The sequence below is a fragment of the Lysobacter sp. Hz25 genome (assembly GCF_046097045.1).
GTDB lineage: Bacteria > Pseudomonadota > Gammaproteobacteria > Xanthomonadales > Xanthomonadaceae > Lysobacter > Lysobacter antibioticus_B.
Genome location: NZ_CP175666.1, coordinates 3,855,230 through 3,875,148, shown reverse-complemented (window position 1 = coordinate 3,875,148; position 19,919 = coordinate 3,855,230). Strand labels below are relative to the sequence as shown.

14 protein-coding genes are annotated in these 19,919 nt (G+C 66.6%); 2 read left to right on the top strand and 12 right to left on the bottom strand.

All coding sequences use genetic code 11. The features are described 5' to 3' along the window. Window positions 1-152: 152 nt before the first annotated feature. The 4 genes from ACKN61_RS15885 to ACKN61_RS15870 form a co-directional block, all read right to left on the bottom strand. The gene (locus ACKN61_RS15885; RefSeq protein WP_408950353.1) at window positions 153-317 is read right to left on the bottom strand and encodes a DUF1328 domain-containing protein; all 165 of its coding nucleotides are present in this window, start codon (window positions 315-317) and stop codon (window positions 153-155) included. Window positions 318-578: 261 nt separating this feature from the next. Then, entirely contained in the window at window positions 579-1,937 is a 1,359-nt protein-coding gene (locus ACKN61_RS15880; RefSeq protein ID WP_408950352.1) for a hypothetical protein, read from the bottom strand. Further along, window positions 1,840-3,936 (bottom strand): catalase, encoded by a 2,097-nt coding sequence (locus ACKN61_RS15875; protein WP_408950351.1) that lies wholly within the window; start codon window positions 3,934-3,936, stop codon window positions 1,840-1,842. Before ACKN61_RS15875 ends, ACKN61_RS15880 begins: the two co-directional genes overlap by 98 nt. Window positions 3,937-4,080: 144 nt before the next feature. Further along, window positions 4,081-5,373 (bottom strand): phospholipase D-like domain-containing protein, encoded by a 1,293-nt coding sequence (locus ACKN61_RS15870; protein WP_408950350.1) that lies wholly within the window; start codon window positions 5,371-5,373, stop codon window positions 4,081-4,083. Between the two features lie 388 nt (window positions 5,374-5,761). Between ACKN61_RS15870 and ACKN61_RS15865 the strand changes: the two genes are divergently transcribed. After that, window positions 5,762-6,601, top strand: coding sequence for a hypothetical protein (locus ACKN61_RS15865; protein ID WP_408950349.1), 840 nt, complete (start codon window positions 5,762-5,764; stop codon window positions 6,599-6,601). A 28-nt stretch (window positions 6,602-6,629) separates the two neighbouring features. Here ACKN61_RS15865 and ACKN61_RS15860 read toward each other — a convergent pair whose 3' ends face one another. From ACKN61_RS15860 to ACKN61_RS15845, 4 genes are read right to left on the bottom strand one after another with little or no spacing between them, the layout of a single operon-like run. Further along, entirely contained in the window at window positions 6,630-8,027 is a 1,398-nt protein-coding gene (locus ACKN61_RS15860; RefSeq protein WP_408950348.1) for a hypothetical protein, read from the bottom strand. Beyond that, window positions 8,011-9,417 (bottom strand): CHAT domain-containing protein, encoded by a 1,407-nt coding sequence (locus tag ACKN61_RS15855; protein WP_408950347.1) that lies wholly within the window; start codon window positions 9,415-9,417, stop codon window positions 8,011-8,013. The genes ACKN61_RS15860 and ACKN61_RS15855 overlap by 17 nt, the downstream gene beginning before the upstream one ends. After that, complete coding sequence (locus ACKN61_RS15850; RefSeq protein ID WP_408950346.1) at window positions 9,414-11,201, bottom strand: hypothetical protein; 1,788 nt, start codon at window positions 11,199-11,201, stop codon at window positions 9,414-9,416. Before ACKN61_RS15850 ends, ACKN61_RS15855 begins: the two co-directional genes overlap by 4 nt. Before the next feature lie 16 nt (window positions 11,202-11,217). Further along, entirely contained in the window at window positions 11,218-12,537 is a 1,320-nt protein-coding gene (locus ACKN61_RS15845) for an alpha/beta hydrolase (protein WP_408950345.1), read from the bottom strand. Between the two features lie 333 nt (window positions 12,538-12,870). Here ACKN61_RS15845 and ACKN61_RS15840 point away from each other — a divergent pair, with 333 nt between their 5' ends. Then, window positions 12,871-14,769 carry an XVIPCD domain-containing protein gene (locus tag ACKN61_RS15840; RefSeq protein ID WP_408950344.1) on the top strand — a complete coding sequence of 633 codons (1,899 nt, stop codon included), beginning with the start codon at window positions 12,871-12,873 and terminating at the stop codon, window positions 14,767-14,769. Between the two features lie 88 nt (window positions 14,770-14,857). On the opposite strand, the gene ACKN61_RS15835 is transcribed toward ACKN61_RS15840, so the two are convergent. The 4 genes from ACKN61_RS15835 to ACKN61_RS15820 all read right to left on the bottom strand — a co-directional run bounded on the left by ACKN61_RS15835 (window position 14,858) and on the right by ACKN61_RS15820 (window position 19,781). Then, window positions 14,858-15,640, bottom strand: coding sequence for a PAS domain-containing protein (locus tag ACKN61_RS15835; protein WP_408950343.1), 783 nt, complete (start codon window positions 15,638-15,640; stop codon window positions 14,858-14,860). Between the two features lie 594 nt (window positions 15,641-16,234). Beyond that, window positions 16,235-16,654: a hypothetical protein gene (locus tag ACKN61_RS15830; RefSeq protein WP_408950342.1), complete on the bottom strand. Its 420-nt coding sequence runs from the start codon at window positions 16,652-16,654 to the stop codon at window positions 16,235-16,237. A gap of 197 nt (window positions 16,655-16,851) precedes the next feature. After that, entirely contained in the window at window positions 16,852-18,477 is a 1,626-nt protein-coding gene (locus tag ACKN61_RS15825; RefSeq protein ID WP_408950341.1) for a flavin-containing monooxygenase, read from the bottom strand. Between the two features lie 80 nt (window positions 18,478-18,557). Next, window positions 18,558-19,781: a flavin-dependent oxidoreductase gene (locus tag ACKN61_RS15820; protein ID WP_408950340.1), complete on the bottom strand. Its 1,224-nt coding sequence runs from the start codon at window positions 19,779-19,781 to the stop codon at window positions 18,558-18,560. Window positions 19,782-19,919 lie beyond the last annotated feature (138 nt).

The window sequence follows — 19,919 nt, the reverse complement described above, 5'->3', positions numbered from 1 at the left end:
TCTGCGCGATGCTCCCCGGTTGGGGTTCTGTCGCGGTTGGAGAGAGGGTAGACGCCTCACGACGACAGCGATGGCCGTTGCTGCCAGTGCGGGTGCTGCCAGCGCGCGCGACCGGCGCATCGTTGCGCCGGTCGCGGGACGTCATGCAGCGGCTAGGCTACCGGGCCGCGGCCGCGGAAGAACGAAATCGCGGCCAGAACCAGAAATACGACGAACAGGATCCATGCGATGTTGCTGGCGGCGCCGGCGATGCCGGTGAAGCCGAGGACGGCCGCTACCAGAGCGATGACCAGAAAGACTACGGCGTAGCTGAGCATTTCATTCTCCTCACGATGTCGGTTGATATCGACATTGAGCCATGTCGTGTTAATGGCCGGTCGCGCGGCGAAGTGCGGGGGTTCACTGCATCGAAACAAAGACGCGGCGGCCTTCACGCTGCACGCACATGGCGGTCGATGGCTTCGAGTCTTGCCGGCCGGCGGACGAGCGAAGCTGAACTGTTCACGGCTTGTTGGCTTCGATGCGGCCGCGCAGATTCGGGTCCTGACACGGTGCGGCGAGCGGCCCGCCATCGGCCATCAAAGGCTGCGCTCGTGTTCGCATGCCCTGAGCCTGTGCCTGAAGTAACGCTGCTGCAGCGTCGTCTGCAGGTTGTGCAATGCCAGCTCGATGCGGAACGGCGTGCGCGGATTGCGGTCGAGCAGGCGGACGATATGGAAGCCGACTGGCTTGACGCCTTGTTTGTGCACGTAGATCTCGAAGCCGCGATAGAACGGATCGGCGAGTTCGGCGTCCAGCCGGGCGATCGTTGCTTGCGTTTGCGCGGGAAGACTGGCGCGCAGCGCCGGATCGCGCTCATACAGCAAGCGCTCGAAGAAGCGCTTCGACCGGTACGGCTGCAAGGAACGGGCGAGCCGCCATACTTCGCGATTGCGCCGGTTGTAGAACTCGAAACCGCCGTGCTTGCGCAAAGCGTCCGCGGCATGGGCGTCGACGTCGTAGACGACGAAGTTCTCGGCCTGGTTGTTGATATCGTCCAGGCTGCTGCGGTCGAACACATGGAACACGAAACCCGGGCGCCCCATGAAGGCCTGGCGGCCCTGGCGCGCGGCGGCGACGGCGCGACCGTCGTGGGTATAGCGGCCCGCCGAGCTGCCGAGCAGGATGCTGCGGGTGGAATGCAGGCGGTTGAAGGTGCCGATGACGATCTCGTCGGCATCGAACTCGGCATCGAAACCGTCCATGCCATACAGCTCGGCCTGGGCCGCGTACTGGGCGATCTGCCGCCCGAGCCCGCATTCGCCGCGGACCTGTCCGCTGTAAAAACCCTCGATCGCGCGCGAGTTGGCGCCGCGGGGACGGTAGCCGCGGCCGAACAAGGAGACCGGTCTCCAACCGTCTCGCGCCGAGCCGCTGGCGCCGAAGCCGATCCAGCCCAGTTGTACGGCCGAAAAGCGAAAGCCTCGGTTGGCCACTAGGCGGTCGACCGCCCGCCGCGTCGCCGCACCGAGCGCGAAGTCGTACGCGCAGGCCGTGGCCGGATGCGCCAGCAGTTCGTCGTGGAGCCGATCGCGTGCGCGGCGGTCGAGGCCGACGGGAACCGCGACGCGCAGGTCGCCCGCCGCCTGGGCGTCGGCCAGATCCGCGCGATCGCAAGGCGCGCCGGCTCGGATCTCGACCTTGCCGGCGGATGCCGGACGCAGCCGCCAACCCAGGTCCTGCAGCAGCTCTGCCTTGCAGTCCGGCGCCGCCGCCCAGGCCGTGGCGGTCACGGCCTGGGTAAACGCCATCGCCGCTACGGCGATGCAGCGCAGGCGCGATGCGCGATGAGGGGCGAGGTCACGCAAGCGTTCGCAGCGTGGGTTCGCGGTCCCATTGCCGGACCTTGGCGAGCTTGACGAAGGCCGCGGTCTTGTCGGCTGCGACCACGCCCGCATCCGGCTCGATCCCGGCTGCGCGCAGCAGGTGCTGCGCGCCGGCATCCAGTGCGATCGCCTTGAGGTGGCCGTAGGCATCGCGGACGAAGTCCACGGCTGCGGCTTCCTTCGCCAGGCGCTTGCCGGCGGCGTCCGACAGCACCAGCGCGACCGCGTCGAACAGCAGCGAGGGCGTGCCGGCCAATTGCCCGTCGGCGGCAAGGTGCTTGCCGTCGCTGAGCTTGGCGCCGCCGACCTTCGGCGCCACCAGCTTGACCCGCGCGCCGGCAGCTTCGACCGCCTTGCGCAAGGCCTTGATGGCGGAGGCATCGGAACCGTCGTCGATCAACACGCCGATGCAACGCCCGGCCAGGGTGTCTTTCATCTTGCCGATCAGCTGCAGCATCGGCGACGGCGGCAGATCGACCGGCTCGACCGCGGTCGGCGGCGCCGGCGGCAGGCGTTCCAACCCCAACCCGGCCGCGACGCGCTTGGCCAGGTCGGGGTCGACGTGGCGCAGATGCCCGACGATGGCTTCGCGCACGTGCGCGGTGCCGACTTTGGACAGCTCGAACACCAGCGCCGAAGCCATATGCGCTTGCTCGGGCGCGCTCTGGCTGCGGAAGAACAGCCTGGCCTGGGAGTAGTGGTCGGCGAAGGTTTCCGCGCGGATCCGCCCCTTGCTGCCGTCCTCGCTCGGCGCGGCGGCGCTGCGGAAACCGGCCGGCGTTTCGCGCGGCGAATTCGGATCGAGCGAACTGGGCTCGTAATTGACTCTGCCCTTGGGCACGCTCATCTGCATATGGCCGTCGCGCTGCAGGTTGGCGAACGGGCACTTCGGCGCGTTGATCGGCAACTGATGGAAGTTCGGCGAGCCCAGGCGCGAGAGCTGGGTGTCCTGGTAGGAGAACAAGCGGCCCTGCAACAAGGGATCGTTGGAAAAATCGATGCCCGGCACGATATGCGACGGGCAAAAGGCCACTTGTTCGGTCTCGGCGAAGAAATTGTCGGGCCAGCGATCCAACACCATCCGCCCGATCACGGTCAGCGGAATGGTTTCCTCGGGGATGAGTTTGGTCGGGTCGAGGTGATCGAAGGGCAGGGCGTCGGCCTGCTCCTGGGTGAACAACTGCACGGCGAGCTCCCATTCGGGGAAATCGCCGTTCTCGATGGCCTCGAACAGGTCGCGCCGATGGAAATCCGGATCGGCGCCGGCTAGCTTGACCGCCTCGTCCCAGAGCGTCGACTGCAGCCCCAGCTTGGGCCGCCAGTGGAACTTGACGAAGGTCGAAGCGCCCTTGGCGTCGAGCAGGCGGAAGCTATGCACGCCGAAGCCTTCGATCATGCGCAGCGAACGCGGGATGGTGCGGTCCGACATCGCCCACATGATCATGTGGATCGCCTCGGGGGTCAGCGAGATGAAGTCCCAGAAGGTGTCGTGGGCGCTGGCGGCCTGGGGAAAACCGCGGTCGGGTTCCATCTTCACCGAGTGCACCACGTCGGGGAATTTCATCGCGTCCTGGATGAAGAACACCGGGATATTGTTGCCGACCAGGTCCCAGTTGCCCTGTTGGGTATAGAACTTCACCGCGAAGCCACGCACGTCGCGTGGGGTATCGATCGAGCCGGCGCCGCCGGCGACCGTGGAAAAGCGGCAGAACAGCGGGGTGCGTTGCCCGACCTGGGTCAGGATGTCGGCGGTCGTGTACTTCTTCAGCGAACGGGTCAGTTCGAAATAGCCGTGCGCGGCCGATCCGCGTGCGTGCACGATCCGCTCGGGAATGCGCTCGTGATCGAAGTGAGTGATCTTCTCGCGCAGGATGAAGTCTTCCAGCAGGGTCGGGCCGCGCTCGGTGGCGCGCAGCGAGTTCTGGTTGTCCGACAGCGGCAGGCCCTGGTTGGTCGTGAGCGGCGGGTGACGTCCGGAGGCGGACTGATGCAACTCGTCGCCGTTGCCGCGAGTGTCGCGGTCGGCCTTGGTTGGGTTCGATGCCGAGGCGGAAGCCTTCTTAGTGGCCATGGAGCTGCTCCTGAAGGAAAGGGGCGCCGATGCGCGGGCGACACCCGATCCTGCGCCCGCGAAAGTTAAGGCCGTGTGGCACCGCGCGCGTTCATCGCGTCGTGGCAGCGAGGATCGCCGCTGCGAAAGCCGAGCCGATGCGCGTCACAGCTGGCTTTTCAGGGGCAGGATGAATTTCTCCGCGAAGCGCTCGGTCCACGGGCGATCCTGCCAATGCGCCAGTGTGTACGGCGTGGCCTGGGTCAGATCGGCCTCGAACACGGTGGTCATCCGCTCGGCGAATCCGCTGTCGTAGATGTTGAGGCTGGCTTCGTCGTTCAGCCGCAGCGAGCGCATGTCGAAATTCGTCGACCCGACCGACACCAGGTGCCGATCCACGATCAGGGCCTTGACGTGCATCATCGTCGGGTCGTACTCGTAGAACTCGACTCCGGAGAGAAGCAAGGGCTCCCAGCCGGCCTTGGACGCCAGGCGCACGGCATCGGAATCGGTGTGCTTGCCCGGGACGAGAATGCGGATGCGTACCCCGCGATGGCGCGCCGCCATCAAGCCCTGGACGATCAGCTCGTCGGGAACGAAATACGCCGCGGCCAGATCGATCGAGCGCGAGGCGGCGGCGATCGCCATGAGGTACATGAGGTGCATGCTGTCGCTGCCGCCGCCCGGCGAGCTGAGAAACATCTGCGCATTCATGTGGCCGACCGGACGCAGCGGTGGGTAATACTCCGGGCCGTTCAGCACCTGCCCGGTGGTCTTGATCCAGTTGTCGCTGAAGGCCGCCTGCATCTGCGCGGCCACCGGTCCGCGGACCATGAAATGGCTTTCGCGCCAATGCTCCGGGTCCTGGGCGTGGCCGAGCCACTGATCGGCCACGCCGACGCCGCCGGTGAACCCGATCGCCCCGTCCACGACCAGAATCTTGCGGTGGGTGCGATTGTTGATGCGGTCCAGGCTGTGCCAGGCGATCGGCCGATAGTGCTGCACGCGCACGCCGGCCTGTTGCATCTGTGCGAGCTGATCGGAGTCCATCTTGCTGCTGCCGAGCCAGTCGATGGTGACGTGCACGCGCACGCCGGCGCGGGCGCGTTCCGACAGGGCGGCGCTGAACTGTTTACCGATCTCTCCGGACCAATAGATGTAAGTCTCGAAGGTGATCGTGCGTTGCGCCGAGCCGATCGATTTGAGCATCGCCGGAAAGATCTCGTCGCCGTTCTGCAGATCGACCACATGGTTGCCGGACAGCAGCGCCGGTCCGAGCATTACGCCCATCTCCTGGCGGAACTGCGGGTCGGTCACGGCGTAGCGATGCTCGGGCTTGCGCTGCAGGCGCTTTTCCGGCCCGGCCAGATTGACCGCCAGCCATCCCAGCAGGACCGTAATCAGAACGGTCGAGACGATCGCCGAGGCGACTTGCTTTCGAGTCCAGCGTTCAGACATGAGTAGCGACCGTGAAGGGCGACTGGCGGGGCGGCGCTGCGGTTTTGCGAAAGCAGCGCGTGCGGGGGGGCGAGGGCGCGGCGTTAGTCGGTATCGGGCGCGATGGCGCTTCCCCACGGTCCGAGCATCGGCCGCGCACTGTGGAGCCCGCGCGAAGTTCCGGCTGGGGGCGGCGCGGCGCGTGACGAGCGGTGCGTGTTGGGCGACGAGCAGGCATTGCGAGGCCGTTGCCGGCACAGACCCGTGTGGCGTAGCGGCTGGAAAATGATGCGGCAACGCAGCACAATCGCCACCCAGCCGATCGGCGAGCGCCGTTCTATTCGGTGCCGGGCCGCCGCGGAACGCGCGGCATCGGGCATGAAGCCATCAACGATCAGGGATCGACCGCATGAGTGCAATTCGTAATGCCGTCCTCGCCATCCTTGCGAGCCTGCTTGCGCTCGCGCCGCTGCGCAGCGGCGCGGCCGAGACTGTCGCCGCGACGCAAGCGTCGCCGGCGTCAGCCGATTGCCGGCGCCTGTTGCAGTTGGCGCAGTGCCTGGCTTCGGTCGAGATGAGCTCGAACTCTCCGCCGGACGAAGCCTATCGTGGGCGCTGGCAGCGTTATCCCGGCAACGAAAGCGCCGCGTCGGTGCAGCGCGACGGAAAAGATATCGAATTGATCGTGCTGGGCGATGGCCGCCATGTCGCGAAGACCGATTTCGAATCCACGGCCGTCGCCACGCCCGCCGAACTCGGCGCTTTGCTGGCCAGTACGCCGGTGATGTGGCTCGGCATACTGCTCGGCGAAAACTTCGAGCTGCCCTTGCCTGGTCGCGATCTCGATGCGGTGGGCGAAACCAGTTGGGCCTACGGCGTGGAAAAATACCGGGTGCAGGTCCAGGCGCAGGGCGAGGGGCGTTATCGCATCGACCTGGCCAAGACCGCCACCGTGGGCGGCGAAGCGCCTCCGGAACCGGCACCGCAGGCCGGCGAGTGCAGCGATGCCGAGGCCAAGGCCGGGCGCTGCGAGCAGCCCTTCGTCTTCAGCACCGCCGAGGACCGCGCCGCGCGCTTGGCCGAGTTGGCGCCGGTCGGCTCCGGGTTCACCGCGATCATCGGCCTGCAAGTGCAGACGCAGGCCTTACCGGATTCGTTGTCGCTGAGCGGTTGGACGTCCAGCGACGGCAAAGCCTACGCCACGCTCGGCGATGCCCGCCGCGCGGGGAAGCCGGCTGCGAAGGAGTGACCGAGACCCGGATCCAGGCGTGCGCGCCTCAATTCGGCAAGCGCACCGTCGGGTCGCCCAGCACCACCATCGCGAGGCGATCCATGGCCAGCAATTTGGCCTTGCGCGCCCGCGATTCGGCATCGTGTTCGTGGTTGTTGAAGGCCTCGATGGCATCGAGGTGGTCGAGCAGCAGGCCGGCGACGGCGTCGTAATAGCCGTCCATGGCCAGGCCGACCGGCGGACGCTGCGCCGAATGCAGGGCGGTGTACAAGGTGTCGACGATCAGCGCATCGGTCATGCGCTGGCCGGTATCGGGATCGCGCAAGGTCCAGTCGAAGGTCGGTTCGACATGGCCGATGAAGGCCGCCAACGGGCGTTCGCTGCCGAGCAGGGCGCGCGGTAACGGCGCGGTGCACGGGCCGATCCCGGCCACCGCGGCGAGCATGCGGCCGAGGCTGGATTGTTCGTCGACCAGGCCCTGGAAGGTCGACGGCCGGTCGGCGCCGGCCGAGCAGCAGGCATGCGCGTACCAGATCGCGCCGGCCGGGTTCCAGGCCCGCAGCAAGGCTCCGATGTCGAGCAAGGCGTGGTCGACGTCGAGCATCGCACCCAACTGCGCCTTGAGCTGTATGAGGTCGTGTAGCGGAAACGTGGCGCCGTGGCTGGAGCTCAGCACGAAGGCCGGCTGGCGTTGCTTCAGGCCGGCATAGAAGTCTTCCAGGCGTCCTTGCGCGCCGGTCAGCAGCAGCGGATGGAAACCATCGGCATCGAAGGCCTTGAACAGGGTCTCGGCGATGGTCTTGCGCATCAGGAAGGTGATGTCGGGATGGCCGTGATCCACCGCCCACAACAACGGCGCCTCGACGTCGCGCTGATGGCCCGGCCAATCGTTGAGCAGCGCATCGACGTAGCGCTCCAGGCCGGCCTCGTCGAGGTCGAGACGGCCGACGAAGGCATCGGTCTGCAAGCGGTACTGGAAACGCCAGGGAATCTGCTCGGGCGAGCCGACGATCAACAGATAGCGCGGCACCGCGGCGTCGCCGACCGTGCCGCGGGTGCCGGACAGGCGCAGGCTGGCCGGCCCGCGATGCGGGTAATAACGCTGCAGTCGGCCGTCCTTGGCGATCTCGGGGCGATAGCGGAACACCGGTGCGTTGCCGCGCGCGGCGATCAGCCTGCGGATCGCCGCCGGCGCATCGGCGGCGGCGGCCTTGTCGGCATCGCCGAGGCCGTCGCGATCGGGCAGGACCACGCCCCAGCCGACGCGCGGGTCCTGCCACTGCGTCAGGTCGAGCGCCGGCGCCGCGCCGCTGAGTTGACGCGGCGACGACATCGCGCCACGCAAGGCCCAGGCCGTCGCGTGTTCGGAGCAGGCGCCGCTGGCGACGGCATCGCCGCACCAGGCATTGCTCAGCAGCAACGCCAGCTCATTGTCCGCCGACATGGTCGAAGTTCCCGTCGGCGGAGGGCCACAGCGCCCGGGGCACGCCTTTTTCGGCGAGGGTGCGTTCCAGCGCTTCGATGCGTTCGGCTTCGCTGAACTGTTGGCCGGCGGTGCGCAGCCACCAGGCCGTGGTTTCGGCGCGGATGCGGAACTCGTCGGATTTGGCCTGCTCGATGCCGAGCGGACGAATGAAGACCTGGGCCTCGACGCCACGCACGTACAGCACCGGCAGGGACCACTCCGGCGAGGCCTGGGCGTCGCGGTTGCCGAGCTGGGAGATGGCGCTGCGCGCGTGGAACATGATCGGCGTCCATTCCAGGGTGGTGCTGGCGCGTTGCTTGAGTTCCTCGCGCGCGCCCAGCAGTGCGGCCAGGGCCTCGGGATAGAAGGCGCGGGTGAACTCGTAGGCGTCGTTGGCCTCGACCGGTTCCATCATCGCGACCACCGCCGGAAAGCCGGCCGACACGACCTGGTTGGCCATCGACTGCAGGCCGTTGCCGCCTTGTCCGCTGGAGCAGCAGTTCAGCACCATCAGCCAGGGATTGCCGAGCGACGCGCCGAGGGTCACCAGGTCCTGCGAGGGCAGGTTGATCGAGCCGGCGAGGGTGTCGGGGTCGTGCGCGGCGAATTGCACGTGATCGTTGGCGGTGGCCAGTTCCAGCCATTGCCCGGCGCTGCCGGCGTGGCCGTGGCAGAAGAAATGCAGGATGTTCGGCGACCACTGGCGGATGCGCTGGGTCAGCCGCGCCGCGGTCTCGTCGATCGCCGCCACTTCGATGTCGGCCAGGCCGGCCGGGTCTTGCTGTATTTCATCGCGGATGCGCGTGTGCAGGGCGGAGTCGCCGACCAACAGCTTCAGCAGCACCGGCAGGCCGTCCTGGCGCGCCGCCAGCACCGCATCGCGCAGCAGTTCCCACTCCTTGCGCTGATCGGCGATGCCGAGCGCGGAGATCACCGCCATCAGCCGCACCGGCGTGGTCAGTTCGCCGGGCAGGCGGCTGGGTGCATTGATCGGATCGATGATGCGGGCGATCGGCCAGCGCGGGTCGAGGGCCACGAACTGTTCGTTGCTGTCGCACAGCATCTCCCAGTTGATCAGCTCGGCCTCGGACGGATTGAGCATGACGAACAGAGGCCGGACCTGGGTCGGCAGGGTCTGGCTGAGGCTGTCGAGCACGCCGGAGATGCCCTGGTGCTGACGCAGGGCATCGCGCACCATGCGCCCGCGCGCAAGCACCGCGGTCTGCGTGTCCAGGCCCGGCAACTGGTCGGCGCGCAGTTTCACCCGGCCCAGGGCGCGGCCGCCGTGGACCGGGAACGGCGCGCGCACCACGCTGGCGATCAGGTCGTCGTCGAGGATATCGACCGAGAGGATGGTGCGCTCGTTCATGGCGCGTCCTCGAGTTCGTCGGAGTCCGACAACTGCAGCTTGCGCTGCTCGATGTCCAACTGGGCCTTGCGGATGCGTCGATCCAACGGCGATTCGGTCGCTTCGCCGGGCAATTGTTCGACCTGCAGTCGGTAGTCCACGATCTGGTCCATGCGTTCGATCTGGGCCTGCAGCAGCGCCTGTTCCGCGGAATCGGCTACACCGAAGCCGATAGCGAAACGGTCTTCGATACCGGCCTCAGCCGGCGCTTGGATCGGCGCTTCGACCGCGGCCTCGACGGCGGGCGGCGCATCCTGTTCGATTTCGACCAGGCGCTGCTCGATCTCGCCGTGGATGCGGCGGCGCTCGATATCGCCCACCGCCTGCCGCAGCAGGTCGATCGTGTCCATGGCCGTGTCCAGGTCGCGCTGGACGATGGCTTCGGGAAGGATTTCGTCGCGCATCGCCTGCTGGTATTGCACTTGCACTTGTTCGGCCAGGCGCTCGGTCGCGGCGGTGACCGCGGAGATGCTTTTGCTGGCGGCCTGGACGAAGGAGGGGCTGCGCGTCGCGGATGCGGCGGCCGACAGCGGCAGCGACTTCAAGGCCGAATCGCGCTGGGTGTCGTTGCGCGAATACAGCTCGATATGGCTGCGCACCTGCTCGGACAACTCGCTGTCGTCGGAGGCGCCGCGCGTCGGCGAGACCAGATAGGGCTGGCAATACAGATAGACGGCGCGCGAGCGCGGCGGCGGTTGCGCCGACTGCGCGTGGATGAAGCGATAGCTTTGCGCCAATGCCGTCGGCGCATCGTAGGCCGCATTGAACAACAGCATCGGCCCCGGCAGCGATTGCGCGATTTCGTCGGCCAGTGCGCGCAGGCCGACCGGGTTGTGGTTGTCGCGCGAGGCCGAGAACGCGGTCGACCAGGCGCCGACCTGGGTCAGGAAGCTGGTGAGCTCGCAGGCCCCGACCGGGCCGGCCAGATAATTCTCGGTGCGGCCCAGCGGCGACTGCGCCAGCAGCATGGCTCCGGACGTGCCGGACAGATGGCCGTGACAGACGAAGTGCACCGCATCGGTGCTGTAGGGCTTGAGCGCCTGGCGCATCCACAGCAGCCAGGGCGAACGCAGCGTGCCGCTGCTGTCGAGCAGGCGCGAGGACGGGTCCTCGACGACGAAGCGCTCGGCATCGGCCGGCGGGTGCAGGATCAGTTCGGCCGAGCCCGGCGACAGATGCCGTACCGGTTCGCCCATTTCGGCGTCGGCGAACACGTGCAGGCGCACCGGCCGGTCGATGCCGGACACGATCGCCTGGATCGCATCGACCAGGCCGTCGCGGATATGGGCGTGTTCGCAGTTGAGCGGCGCGCTGGCGCAGACGGCGATGTCCAACATGGTCGCGCTTTCGCGCGGCGGCGGGAAAATGAAATCCGGCAGCATCAACACCGGCGTCTGCAAGGCGTCGACCAGCAGGCGTTCCCACGGCAGGAAGCGCAGCGCGCCGTAGGGTTTGGCCAGGTGAATCCACAGCGGGCGTTGCGGCGCCGCGTGCTGCAGCCAGACCGAGTGCAGGCTCGGCAGCAGGCGTGGCGCTATATGGAACTGCGACTCGTCCGGCCGCGTGCGTAGGTCCGAGGCGATCGACGGCGCCAGCCCCCATTCCTCGAGGCCGCCCTCCCACAGCGGCAGGCTCTGCAGCCTGCCGCAGGCCTGGAACTGCAGGGTGGCGCGTGCGTGTTGCGGCCTCGTCAGCTCCATTTTCAGGGTGACGATGTCGTTCTCGCGCTTCAGCAGTTCGGCCATGGTGCGGTGCCGGCGCTCAGCGGCTGGAGGCGAGGTTGTGCGCCAGCCACCAGGTCGAAGCGTTGCTGATATCGCCGTGGCCGCCGATGGTGCGGGTGCCCCGCACGCCGACGATGCGCCCGCCGGGACCGAAATCGTAGGCGCTCGCCGGGTCCTTGATGTCGACCAGGGTTTGTCCGGAGTCTTGCGGGCCGTAGCCGCCCAGGGCCGCGTACTTGCTCGGCGAGTCGCCGGCGGCGAGCGGCTGCTCGCCGAGGTCGTGGTCGCGCCGCAAGGCCAAATGGAAGGTCTTGGTCAGGGCGATGTCGCGTCCGCTGAAGGTCGCGACCACCGGCCGTTCGATGCGCTGCAGGTTGCGGTGGTAGCCGCCGGTGCGGCCGGTTTCCGGCACCTGCGCGGCGAAGGCGTACTGCGACATCGCCGGCTGCAACAGCAGGGCCGAATGCACTTTGCGCAGGCCGTCCGGCAGCGACGCGGTGGCCGACATCACCACCTTGCAACCGAAGGAATGTCCGAGCAGGTGGATGCGCGCCTGCGAACGGCGCAGCAACTCGGCCAGCAGTTGCGATACGCCGCGGCTGCCGACCTTGCCGGAGCGGTCCTTCATCTGCCAGACCGTGAACGGCTTGATCAGGTTGCGCGGGTCGAGTTTCTTCAGCGCATCGCCGATGCCGCCCGCGGCGGCCGGGCCGCCCGCGTTCGGTGCCGCCACCGCGCCGACGTCGTCGAAATCCGGCGGCGCCTCGGTCAAGGAGGCGGCTGCGGCGAGCAGGTCGTCGGCGGAGGCGGGTGCGGCGTCGTGGCCCTCGTCGTCGGGCGACAGCACGCTGGCCAGCAGGTCGGCGAGCTCGCGCGATTCGGCCTCGGACAAGGTCGGGGTCTGGCTGAGCGCGTGGAAGCGTTCGCGCTGTTCCGGCGCCAGCATCGCGGCGATGTCGGCCATCTGTTGGCGGCCGCTTTCGACATCGTCGCCGGCGCCGGCGAAGCCGGGACCGGTTTCGCTGTCGAACCACGACAAGGCCTGGCTGGGCCAGAAGATGCCGATCAACAGCGGCCGATAGCCGGCCGGAGCGGGCAGGCCGAGTTGCCGGCGCTGCTCGATATAGCCGTTGACGAAGCTCGCATAGCGTTCGCTCGCGGCTTCCCAGTCGTTGTTCCAGCCGTGCGAGAACAAAAAGATATCGCTGTGCCCATCCAGATGGTCGAGCACATGCTGGCGCGTCAGCGGTCCTTCGCAGGTGCCGTTCTTGTCGAACGGCACGATGTAGTAAGGAAATACCGTGCCTTCGGCGGTGGTGAATTGCTTGTACGGTCCAACCGGTATTAGCGATGGCATTCCGAGTCCCCCTTCTCGAAGGGAGCGGCGCCGACGGCGCCGGGCTGACTCCCTAGCCTGATCAAAGAAACGGCGAAAGCCTTGTGGGGCGGCCATTGCGGGCGGGGCAGCGTGCCGGCCGTCGGTGTTGGCGCGATCGATGCGGGACGGGCGCATTCATTCGTGCCGGGGCGGCGTGTCGGTGTCGCGGGTACCGGTCATGGCCTGCACCGTGCGGGGAGTGCGTTTGACCACTCGGGTCAGGGTGCCGACCGAGGATGCCGCAGGGGGAGAGGTTCGCCGTTCCGGCCCTGCGGTGCTTCGAGTCGAACGCCGCTGGCGGGGAGAAGCGGGATGGGCGGCGAAGTGAAGGTCAGTCTGCGCAGCGGTCGCCAGGTCGTCCTGGCCGAATGGGACGAGTACAAACCGCCCGTGCACGGAGACGGCCTGCAGAACAAGCGCTGGAATGCCTTGAGCGCACGCGACGGCATGGCGTTCTACGACTCGACCGTGCACTACATGCGCAACGATTGGGCGCAGAAGCACATGCCCGGAGCGCACGTTTCGCTCGGGCGCGAAAACCTGCTGCTGTTCTACAGCGCAGGCACCAAGACCTGGCATTCCGCCGACGCCCTCGACGTCGATCACGTCAAGCCGTGGAAAGCGCATCTGACCGGCCTGGGCGTCGACAACTATGCCGACGCCCATCGCGCCTACAACGACGTCGGCAACTTGCGCCTGTTGCCCTCCGTTTACAACCGGGCGCGCGACAGCGCCGACCGGATACTGTTGCATGGCGCCGACTCCAGCCAATGGAAGGCCTGGACCAACGAACGCTGCGGCTTCGATCCGTCGGTCGACCCGCCGAAGTTCGATCCCGAGCGCGACATCGCCCGGCGTACCGGCGCCACCCTGGGCCAGGCCTGGTCGCCCGAGGACGGACGCAAAGGCCTGGCCTTCGATGCCGGCGTGCGCGGCAAGTGGTTCGAGCAACAGCTCAAGGAGAGCTACGTCGGCACGGTGGTGGCGACCAGTCCGATCGACGGCTCCAAGCACAACGTGCCGCTGTTCCGCTGCGCCGCCACCCAGCAACTGGTCACGCGCGACGCACTCGATATCGATCACCGCATCCCGTTCGAGACCGTGGCCAAGGAGATGGCGAAGCACGCCGGGCCCGGCGGCCTGAGCAAGGCCGATGCGCTCGACGCTTACAACGACACCTCGAACCTGCGCCTGGTCGGCCGCGGCGCCAACAGCTCGCACGAATGGGAACTCAACGTCTCCGGCGAATACCGCGACGAGGAGGTGCCGGAAATCCATGGCGAGTTCGACGGTTTCATGGTCGGCAAGAACACCGGAGCGAGCGGGGTGAGCTCGCTGATCCGCGAGCATTTCGACACCACGCCCAAGGCGTCGTCGAGTTCCGCCATGGACATGCGCGAGGACGGCCCGGTGCACCAGCCGGGCGTCCGCCGCAAGGGCAACAGCCCGGGCCTGCCGGCGCCGCAGGCCAGCGTCCCATCCAACGGTTTCGGCGGCGGCTCGCAGAGTTCGAGCGCCTCGCCGATGGACCAGTCGGATTCGCTGGCGGCGAGCGTGCTGACCCAGAAGAGCGGTGGGTCTGCGTTCGCTCACGCGCAGTTGCCGGGCTTGGGCGGGTCGACCCCGAGTGCGCATGGCCCATCGGCTCCATCGCCATCGGCTTTGGGCCACCCCGGTCTGGCCAGCCAGGGTTTCGGCGGCACGGGCTTAGGCAGCTCGAGTCTGGGCAGCATGGGCTTCGGCGCTTCGCCGTCCGGTTCGCCGAGCCCGCCTCCCTCTGGCTTCGGTGCGCCGATCTCGGCGTTCGCCACGCCGTCGCTGCCGGTCGCGAAGGCGCCTCTGATCAACGAGTCGGCGAGCCCGCACAACGCAGTGTTTCGCGACACGGTGGCGAAGCTCGGGGACCTGGTCGCGAAATCGGGCGGGGGGCTGTCGTCGCAGCAGCAACACAATGCCGCCGGGGCCCTGATGTGCGCCGCCCGCGACAATCAGCTGCCGGGTATCGACTACATCGCTCGCAGCGACAACGGCGCGAAGTTGTTCGCCGTGTCCGGTTCGCCGCATTCGCCGTTCCAGCGCTGGGCGGAAGTGCCGACCCAGCAGGCGATCGCGCAATCCATCGAACAAAGCAGCGAAGCCTTGAGCAAGCCGACCGCGGTCGCCTCGCTGTCGAGTCACGGCCCGATGCAGAACTCCGGCATGACCAAGTAGACGCGGTGCCGGCAGGCATGCAATCGCACTGACCCGGCCGCAGCGACGGGGGTCGCCGCCGCCCGGAGGCGCCGGCGACCCGCGCCTCTTAGTTGGTGGGCAGGTAGGAGGGGGCGTTCGAGGGCTGCATCAGCGACAGCGGCGGGGTGCCCTGGAAGATGATCTTCGACGAGCACTTCATGAACAAAGTGTCCGGGACAACGTACAGATAGCCCTTGCAGATGGCTTTTTCGATCAGGTCGGGCTTGGTCAGCACCTCGAACTTGTCCTTCAGCACGTCGATGTATTGCTCGACCGTGCGCGAGGAGATCGACAGCAGCTCGGCGATGCGCTTGGAGGTGCCGCCGCGCAGCAGGAAGAACAACACCTCGTACTCGCGGCGGGTCATGTCGATGTCGGCCTCCGAATCGGCATGGGCTTGCCCCGATTGCGGCAGGTTGCTGATCGAGGCCTGGTGCGGCCCGAGGTTGCCGAAATAGGAGCCGAGCGCGCCGGCGTTGATCGCGGTGATGTCGGTGCCGTGGAACAGCACGCCGCGGATGTTGGTCTCCTGGTCGAAGAACGGCTTCTTGACGATCAGGAACGCCCTCCATTTCGCGCACTTGAAGCGGTGCACGTTCAAGGTGGTGATGGAGATCTGCCGCTCCATCACGTACTTGTCCTGTTCGCGAAAGGTCTTGCCGTGCGAAGCGACTTCGCAGGGCAGGTCGAAATCCGAAAGCCCGTCCACGTCCTCGTCGGGCTCCAGGCCGACCAGCGCCTTGAACTCGGTGTTGGCGTAGAGGAATTTCGAATCCTGGTCCTTGCAGGCGCAAGGTCCGGGCATTTGCTCGATCATGGAAGAAAGCGCCGAACTGATTGCGATTGCCATGGGGAGACATCCTTGTTGAAGGGCAGCAATTCCGAATCTTTCCGGAACGAGTAGGTTGGACTTCCTCGATAACGCGGTTCGCAGGGGTCCACGCAGCAAGGGAGACCCTTGTTGCCTGGATTGGGCCGTTCGCAGCCTCGGTCCGCCGTAACGCAGCGGGGCCGAGGCAGGTCACTGCTGGGCGACTTCGGCGTATGTCCTGTGGTCCGTCCTGCCGTCGACGCGTCCGTACCGCCAGCCGCTACGCTCCCTGCCGATCACCATCCGCGCGCCCACTGGTTTTTATGGGTCGAGTGATGGGCGCGGCCTGCCCGCAATGCGGGACCGGCGTGATCCAGGTTGAGTTCCCGCTGGTTCGTGCAATCTGCCGGAGGCCGTTCCTTGCGAGCCGCTGCAAGGATCCGACCGTATCCGCGAGTTTTGGTTCAATCGAACATCGCGCGACAGGCTTGCACGTCTTGAGCCGGACTTCGGGCTGACTATTGCGCATCTTCCGAGGGTGTGGCTGCTTCGGAATCGTGCCGACCTATTTAAACGTGATGCATGGATTTATTGTGTGATAAGCATTGGGAATCGTGCAGCGCAAGCGGAGTATCAATCTATTTCGTTACCGGTCTGTGATCGCAATGACGCTTTCAGAATCGAATGAACGATCGTGTGAAGACGATAAATATCCCTTGAAACAAGGGGAATTGCGTCGAATCGAGAAATCTCGACAGCAATCGTATTCGCTTGGCCAGTGACAAATGACACAAAGTCGAAGAGCGTGAACTCGATCGGTTTCGACGAACGAGTTTCATCGTCTGCATCGATAGTTTTGCGCGGAGTTTGAAAGCCGGCATCCGCCGGCGCCAAGCGATTCGGCATGTTCATTCGCTTCGCCATCGTCATCGCGCTCGCATTAGTTCGTGCATGACATCGGTGGCATCGGCGGCGACAAGCCTTTCGGCGCGCTGGCGGCCGTGCAAATGCACGGTCGCGGAGGGCGATGCCGTCGCGCATGGCGTCGTGCATGTGCGCAAGTCGCTACATCGCACATCAGGTCGACGCGGCGGATGCGTGTTCGGCATGAGCGCATGAGGAATAACTTGGTAGAAAATAAATCGGAAAAGAATAAGTCTTCATAACGAAGCCGGCCCCACCGCGAACGGTGGGGCCGGCCTTGAATCGAACGATGGATACGCGAATGCCGCGCGGCGTTCGCAGCCGCGTCAGGCGACCATCGACGAGGGCTCGCTGTGCAGGATGAAGCCCTCGTAGTCGGCGTCGGCCACTTCGCGCAGCTTGGCGCGATAGCCGGCGAGGCCACCGAAGTAGAACAGCACGCGGCTGCTCCGACCGTCGATGTTCTCGCCGAAGATCCACGACTTGACCTTCGGGAACAGGGTGTAGGCGGCGATCTCCTTGCAGGTCGCGGTCCAGGCCTCCTCGGCCTCGCGGGTGGTCTCGATGACCGGCGTGGACTCGCCTTCGGCCCAACCGATCAGCTCGCCGATCCACTCGACCTGGCTTTCGATGCTTGGCGGCAGGTTGCTGAAGGCGCTGTTCGGGCCCAGCACCATGAACATGTTCGGGAAGCCGGCGGTGGCGACGCCCAGGTAGCTGCTTGGCGCGTCCTTCCAGTGGTGCTGAAGGGTTTCGCCGCCGCGACCGCGGATCTCCATCTGGTTGTAGCTGCCTTCGACCGTCTCGAAGCCGGTCGCGAACACCAGCAGGTCCAGCTTGTGCTCGACGCCGTCCTCGGTCAGCACGCCGTTCGCGGTGAGTTCCTTGATCGGGTTCTCCGGCAGGCTGACCAGGCTCACGTTCGGCAGGTTGTAGGTCTCGTAATAGTCGTTGGTGCAGACCGGACGCTTGGCGTAGAGGTCGGTCGGACACAGCTTGCGGGCGGTCTCCGGGTCCTTGACGATCTGGCGGATCTTGGCGCGGATGAAGTCCGAGGCGGCCTGGTTGGCGGCCGGGTCGACCGCGATATCGGAGAAGGTGCCGAACATGAAGCGGAAGCCGTTGCCGATCTCCCAATGGTGCTCGAACACCTTCTGGCGCTCTTCTTCCGACACGCTCATCGCCGAGACGCCGCTTTCCTCGAAGCCGCAGGCGATGCGCGAGTTGCGGATGCCGTCCCAGATCTGTTCGAAGTTGTTCTTGTACTCGGCGACATAGCCCTCGCTGACCTGGCGGCTGCCGGCCGGCACGCAGAACTGCGCCGAACGCTGGAACACGGTCAGGTGCCGGGCGAGCTTGGAGGCGGCGCAGATGAACTGCACGCCGGTCGAGCCGGTGCCGATCACGCCGACGCGCTTGCCTTCCAGCGACAGATCCGCCGGCCACGCGCCGGTGTGCACGATCTGGCCCTGGAACTTATCGCGTCCCGGAATCTGCGGAATCACGATCTTGGACAGCACACCGACCGCGTTGACCAGATAACGGGCCGTAAACAGCTCGCCGGTGCTGGTGGTCAGGGTCCATATATGGTGGATCTCGTCGAACACGGCGCTGTCGATGCCGGTCTTCAACTGGATGTCCTTGGCCAGGCCGTGGCGATCGACCACCGCCTGCAGGTAGCCGAGCATCTCGGGCTGGTCGACGTAGCGGTTGCGCCAGTCCCAGCCTTCCGAGGTTTCCTTGTCGAAGGAATAACGGTAGACGAAGCTCTCGGTGTCGGCGCGCGCGCCCGGGTACTTGTTCCAGTACCAGGTGCCGCCGACGCCGCTGGCCTTGTCGAAGGCGCGGACCTTGAGGCCAAGCTCGTTGCGCAGCTTATGCAGCATGTAGATGCCTGCGAAGCCGGTGCCGATTACGATCGCATCGAAGTGGGTCTTGTCATTGTCGATCACGGATTGACTCCTTGGTGCTCCTCAGCGTCCCCGATCACTCGGAAGGCCTGGCGTCGGAGTAGTTTCGGGAAACCACGTTTTCACCGGACGTGCGAGCGATCGACGATGCTGCGGTAGGAGCTCGTGATCGCGGCAAGCGCGGCGGTTTTTTCCGGGTCGGGGCGGGTGGCGATGGCGCGCTCGGCGGTATCGCGGTCGCGATTGGCCTGGACGATCGCAGTGGTCGGCGGGCGCCGGACCGCTTCGTAGCGCTGCAACGCCTCGACCGTGTCGCTGTTGTCGCCGAGTTCGTTGGCCAGGCTGACCGCATCGAGGATGGCCTGCGAGGCGCCGTTCGCGCCGACCGGGTACATCAGATGGGCGGCGTCGCCGAGCAGGGTCGCCCGGCCGATGCCCCAGCGCGGCAGCGGGTCGCGATCGACCATCGGGTATTCGAGGATCTGGGTGCTGCGCGAGAGCAGATCGGGCACATCGAGCCAACCGAACTTCCAGTCGGCGAAGTAGGGCAGTACGTCCTTGAGCTGGCCCGAGCAGTCCCAGCTCGCCTCGCGGGTGAGGTCCTGGGCGACGTCGGGCACCATGCAGACCCAGTTGACCAGCGCCCGGCCCTGCTGGGCATGGCGCGCCGAGCAGGGGTAGGCGATCAGGCGGGTGGAACGGTCGTCGTTGGCGACGATCATGCTGCGGCCGTCGAGAAATTCGTCGACTTCGGTCAGGCCGCGCCACATCTGGATCCTGGCGGGCAGCAACTCGCAGCGGTCGGGATGCAGACGGGCGCGCACGGCCGAGTGCAGACCGTCGGCGCCGACCAGGGCGGTGGCTTCGAAGGAAACCGTCGAGCCGCCGTTGCCGCGGTCCTGGGCGTGGACACGGATGCCGGTGCGGGTGTGTTCGAAGTCCTGCAGGCGCAGGCCGGTGCGGACGGTGTCGGCGCCGAGCCGTTCGCGCACGGCTGCCAGCAGCAACATCTGCAGCTCGCCTCTGTGGATCGCGTATTGCGGATACGGATCGCCGGCGGCCAGGCCGCGCGGTTCGGTCCACAGCGTGGTGCCGGCATGGTCGAGATAGCGCAGCTCGCGGGTGGCGATGCCGGTCGCGGCGATCGGCTCGCCAAGACCGAGTGCGAACAACTGGGCGATGGCGGCGGGCTGGACATTGATGCCGACGCCGAGCGGGCGGATCTCGTTGGCGCTCTCGAGCACCACGACTCGTTCGATGCCCTGCGCGTGCAAGGCCAGCGCGGTCGTCAGGCCGCCGATCCCTGCGCCGGCGATGACGATGTCGGTTTGCGTAGCGGTGGTCATAACGACGGAAGCTCCTCGACCTTGTGTAGTCGGACTGCCGGTTCCAGCAGCCGCTCGATCGAGGACGCCCGAGGCTCATGCAACGGTGTCGGCGAGGGCGAGCGAGTGCGGGACTGCAGACCTACCGAGCAGAGGGGC

What these genes read in the sequence shown, in the direction of transcription:
- ACKN61_RS15885 (WP_408950353.1), bottom strand. Translation starts at nt 317, where the DNA reads ATGCTCAGCTACGCCGTAGTCTTTCTGGTCATCGCTCTGGTAGCGGCC.
- ACKN61_RS15880 (WP_408950352.1), bottom strand. Translation starts at nt 1,937, where the DNA reads ATGCGGGCGTGGTCGCAGCCGACAAGACCGCGGCCTTCGTCAAGCTCG.
- ACKN61_RS15875 (WP_408950351.1), bottom strand. Translation starts at nt 3,936, where the DNA reads ATGGCCACTAAGAAGGCTTCCGCCTCGGCATCGAACCCAACCAAGGCC.
- ACKN61_RS15870 (WP_408950350.1), bottom strand. Translation starts at nt 5,373, where the DNA reads ATGTCTGAACGCTGGACTCGAAAGCAAGTCGCCTCGGCGATCGTCTCG.
- ACKN61_RS15865 (WP_408950349.1), top strand. Translation starts at nt 5,762, where the DNA reads ATGAGTGCAATTCGTAATGCCGTCCTCGCCATCCTTGCGAGCCTGCTT.
- ACKN61_RS15860 (WP_408950348.1), bottom strand. Translation starts at nt 8,027, where the DNA reads ATGTCGGCGGACAATGAGCTGGCGTTGCTGCTGAGCAATGCCTGGTGC.
- ACKN61_RS15855 (WP_408950347.1), bottom strand. Translation starts at nt 9,417, where the DNA reads ATGAACGAGCGCACCATCCTCTCGGTCGATATCCTCGACGACGACCTG.
- ACKN61_RS15850 (WP_408950346.1), bottom strand. Translation starts at nt 11,201, where the DNA reads ATGGCCGAACTGCTGAAGCGCGAGAACGACATCGTCACCCTGAAAATG.
- ACKN61_RS15845 (WP_408950345.1), bottom strand. Translation starts at nt 12,537, where the DNA reads ATGCCATCGCTAATACCGGTTGGACCGTACAAGCAATTCACCACCGCC.
- ACKN61_RS15840 (WP_408950344.1), top strand. Translation starts at nt 12,871, where the DNA reads ATGGGCGGCGAAGTGAAGGTCAGTCTGCGCAGCGGTCGCCAGGTCGTC.
- ACKN61_RS15835 (WP_408950343.1), bottom strand. Translation starts at nt 15,640, where the DNA reads ATGGCAATCGCAATCAGTTCGGCGCTTTCTTCCATGATCGAGCAAATG.
- ACKN61_RS15830 (WP_408950342.1), bottom strand. Translation starts at nt 16,654, where the DNA reads ATGCACGACGCCATGCGCGACGGCATCGCCCTCCGCGACCGTGCATTT.
- ACKN61_RS15820 (WP_408950340.1), bottom strand. Translation starts at nt 19,781, where the DNA reads ATGACCACCGCTACGCAAACCGACATCGTCATCGCCGGCGCAGGGATC.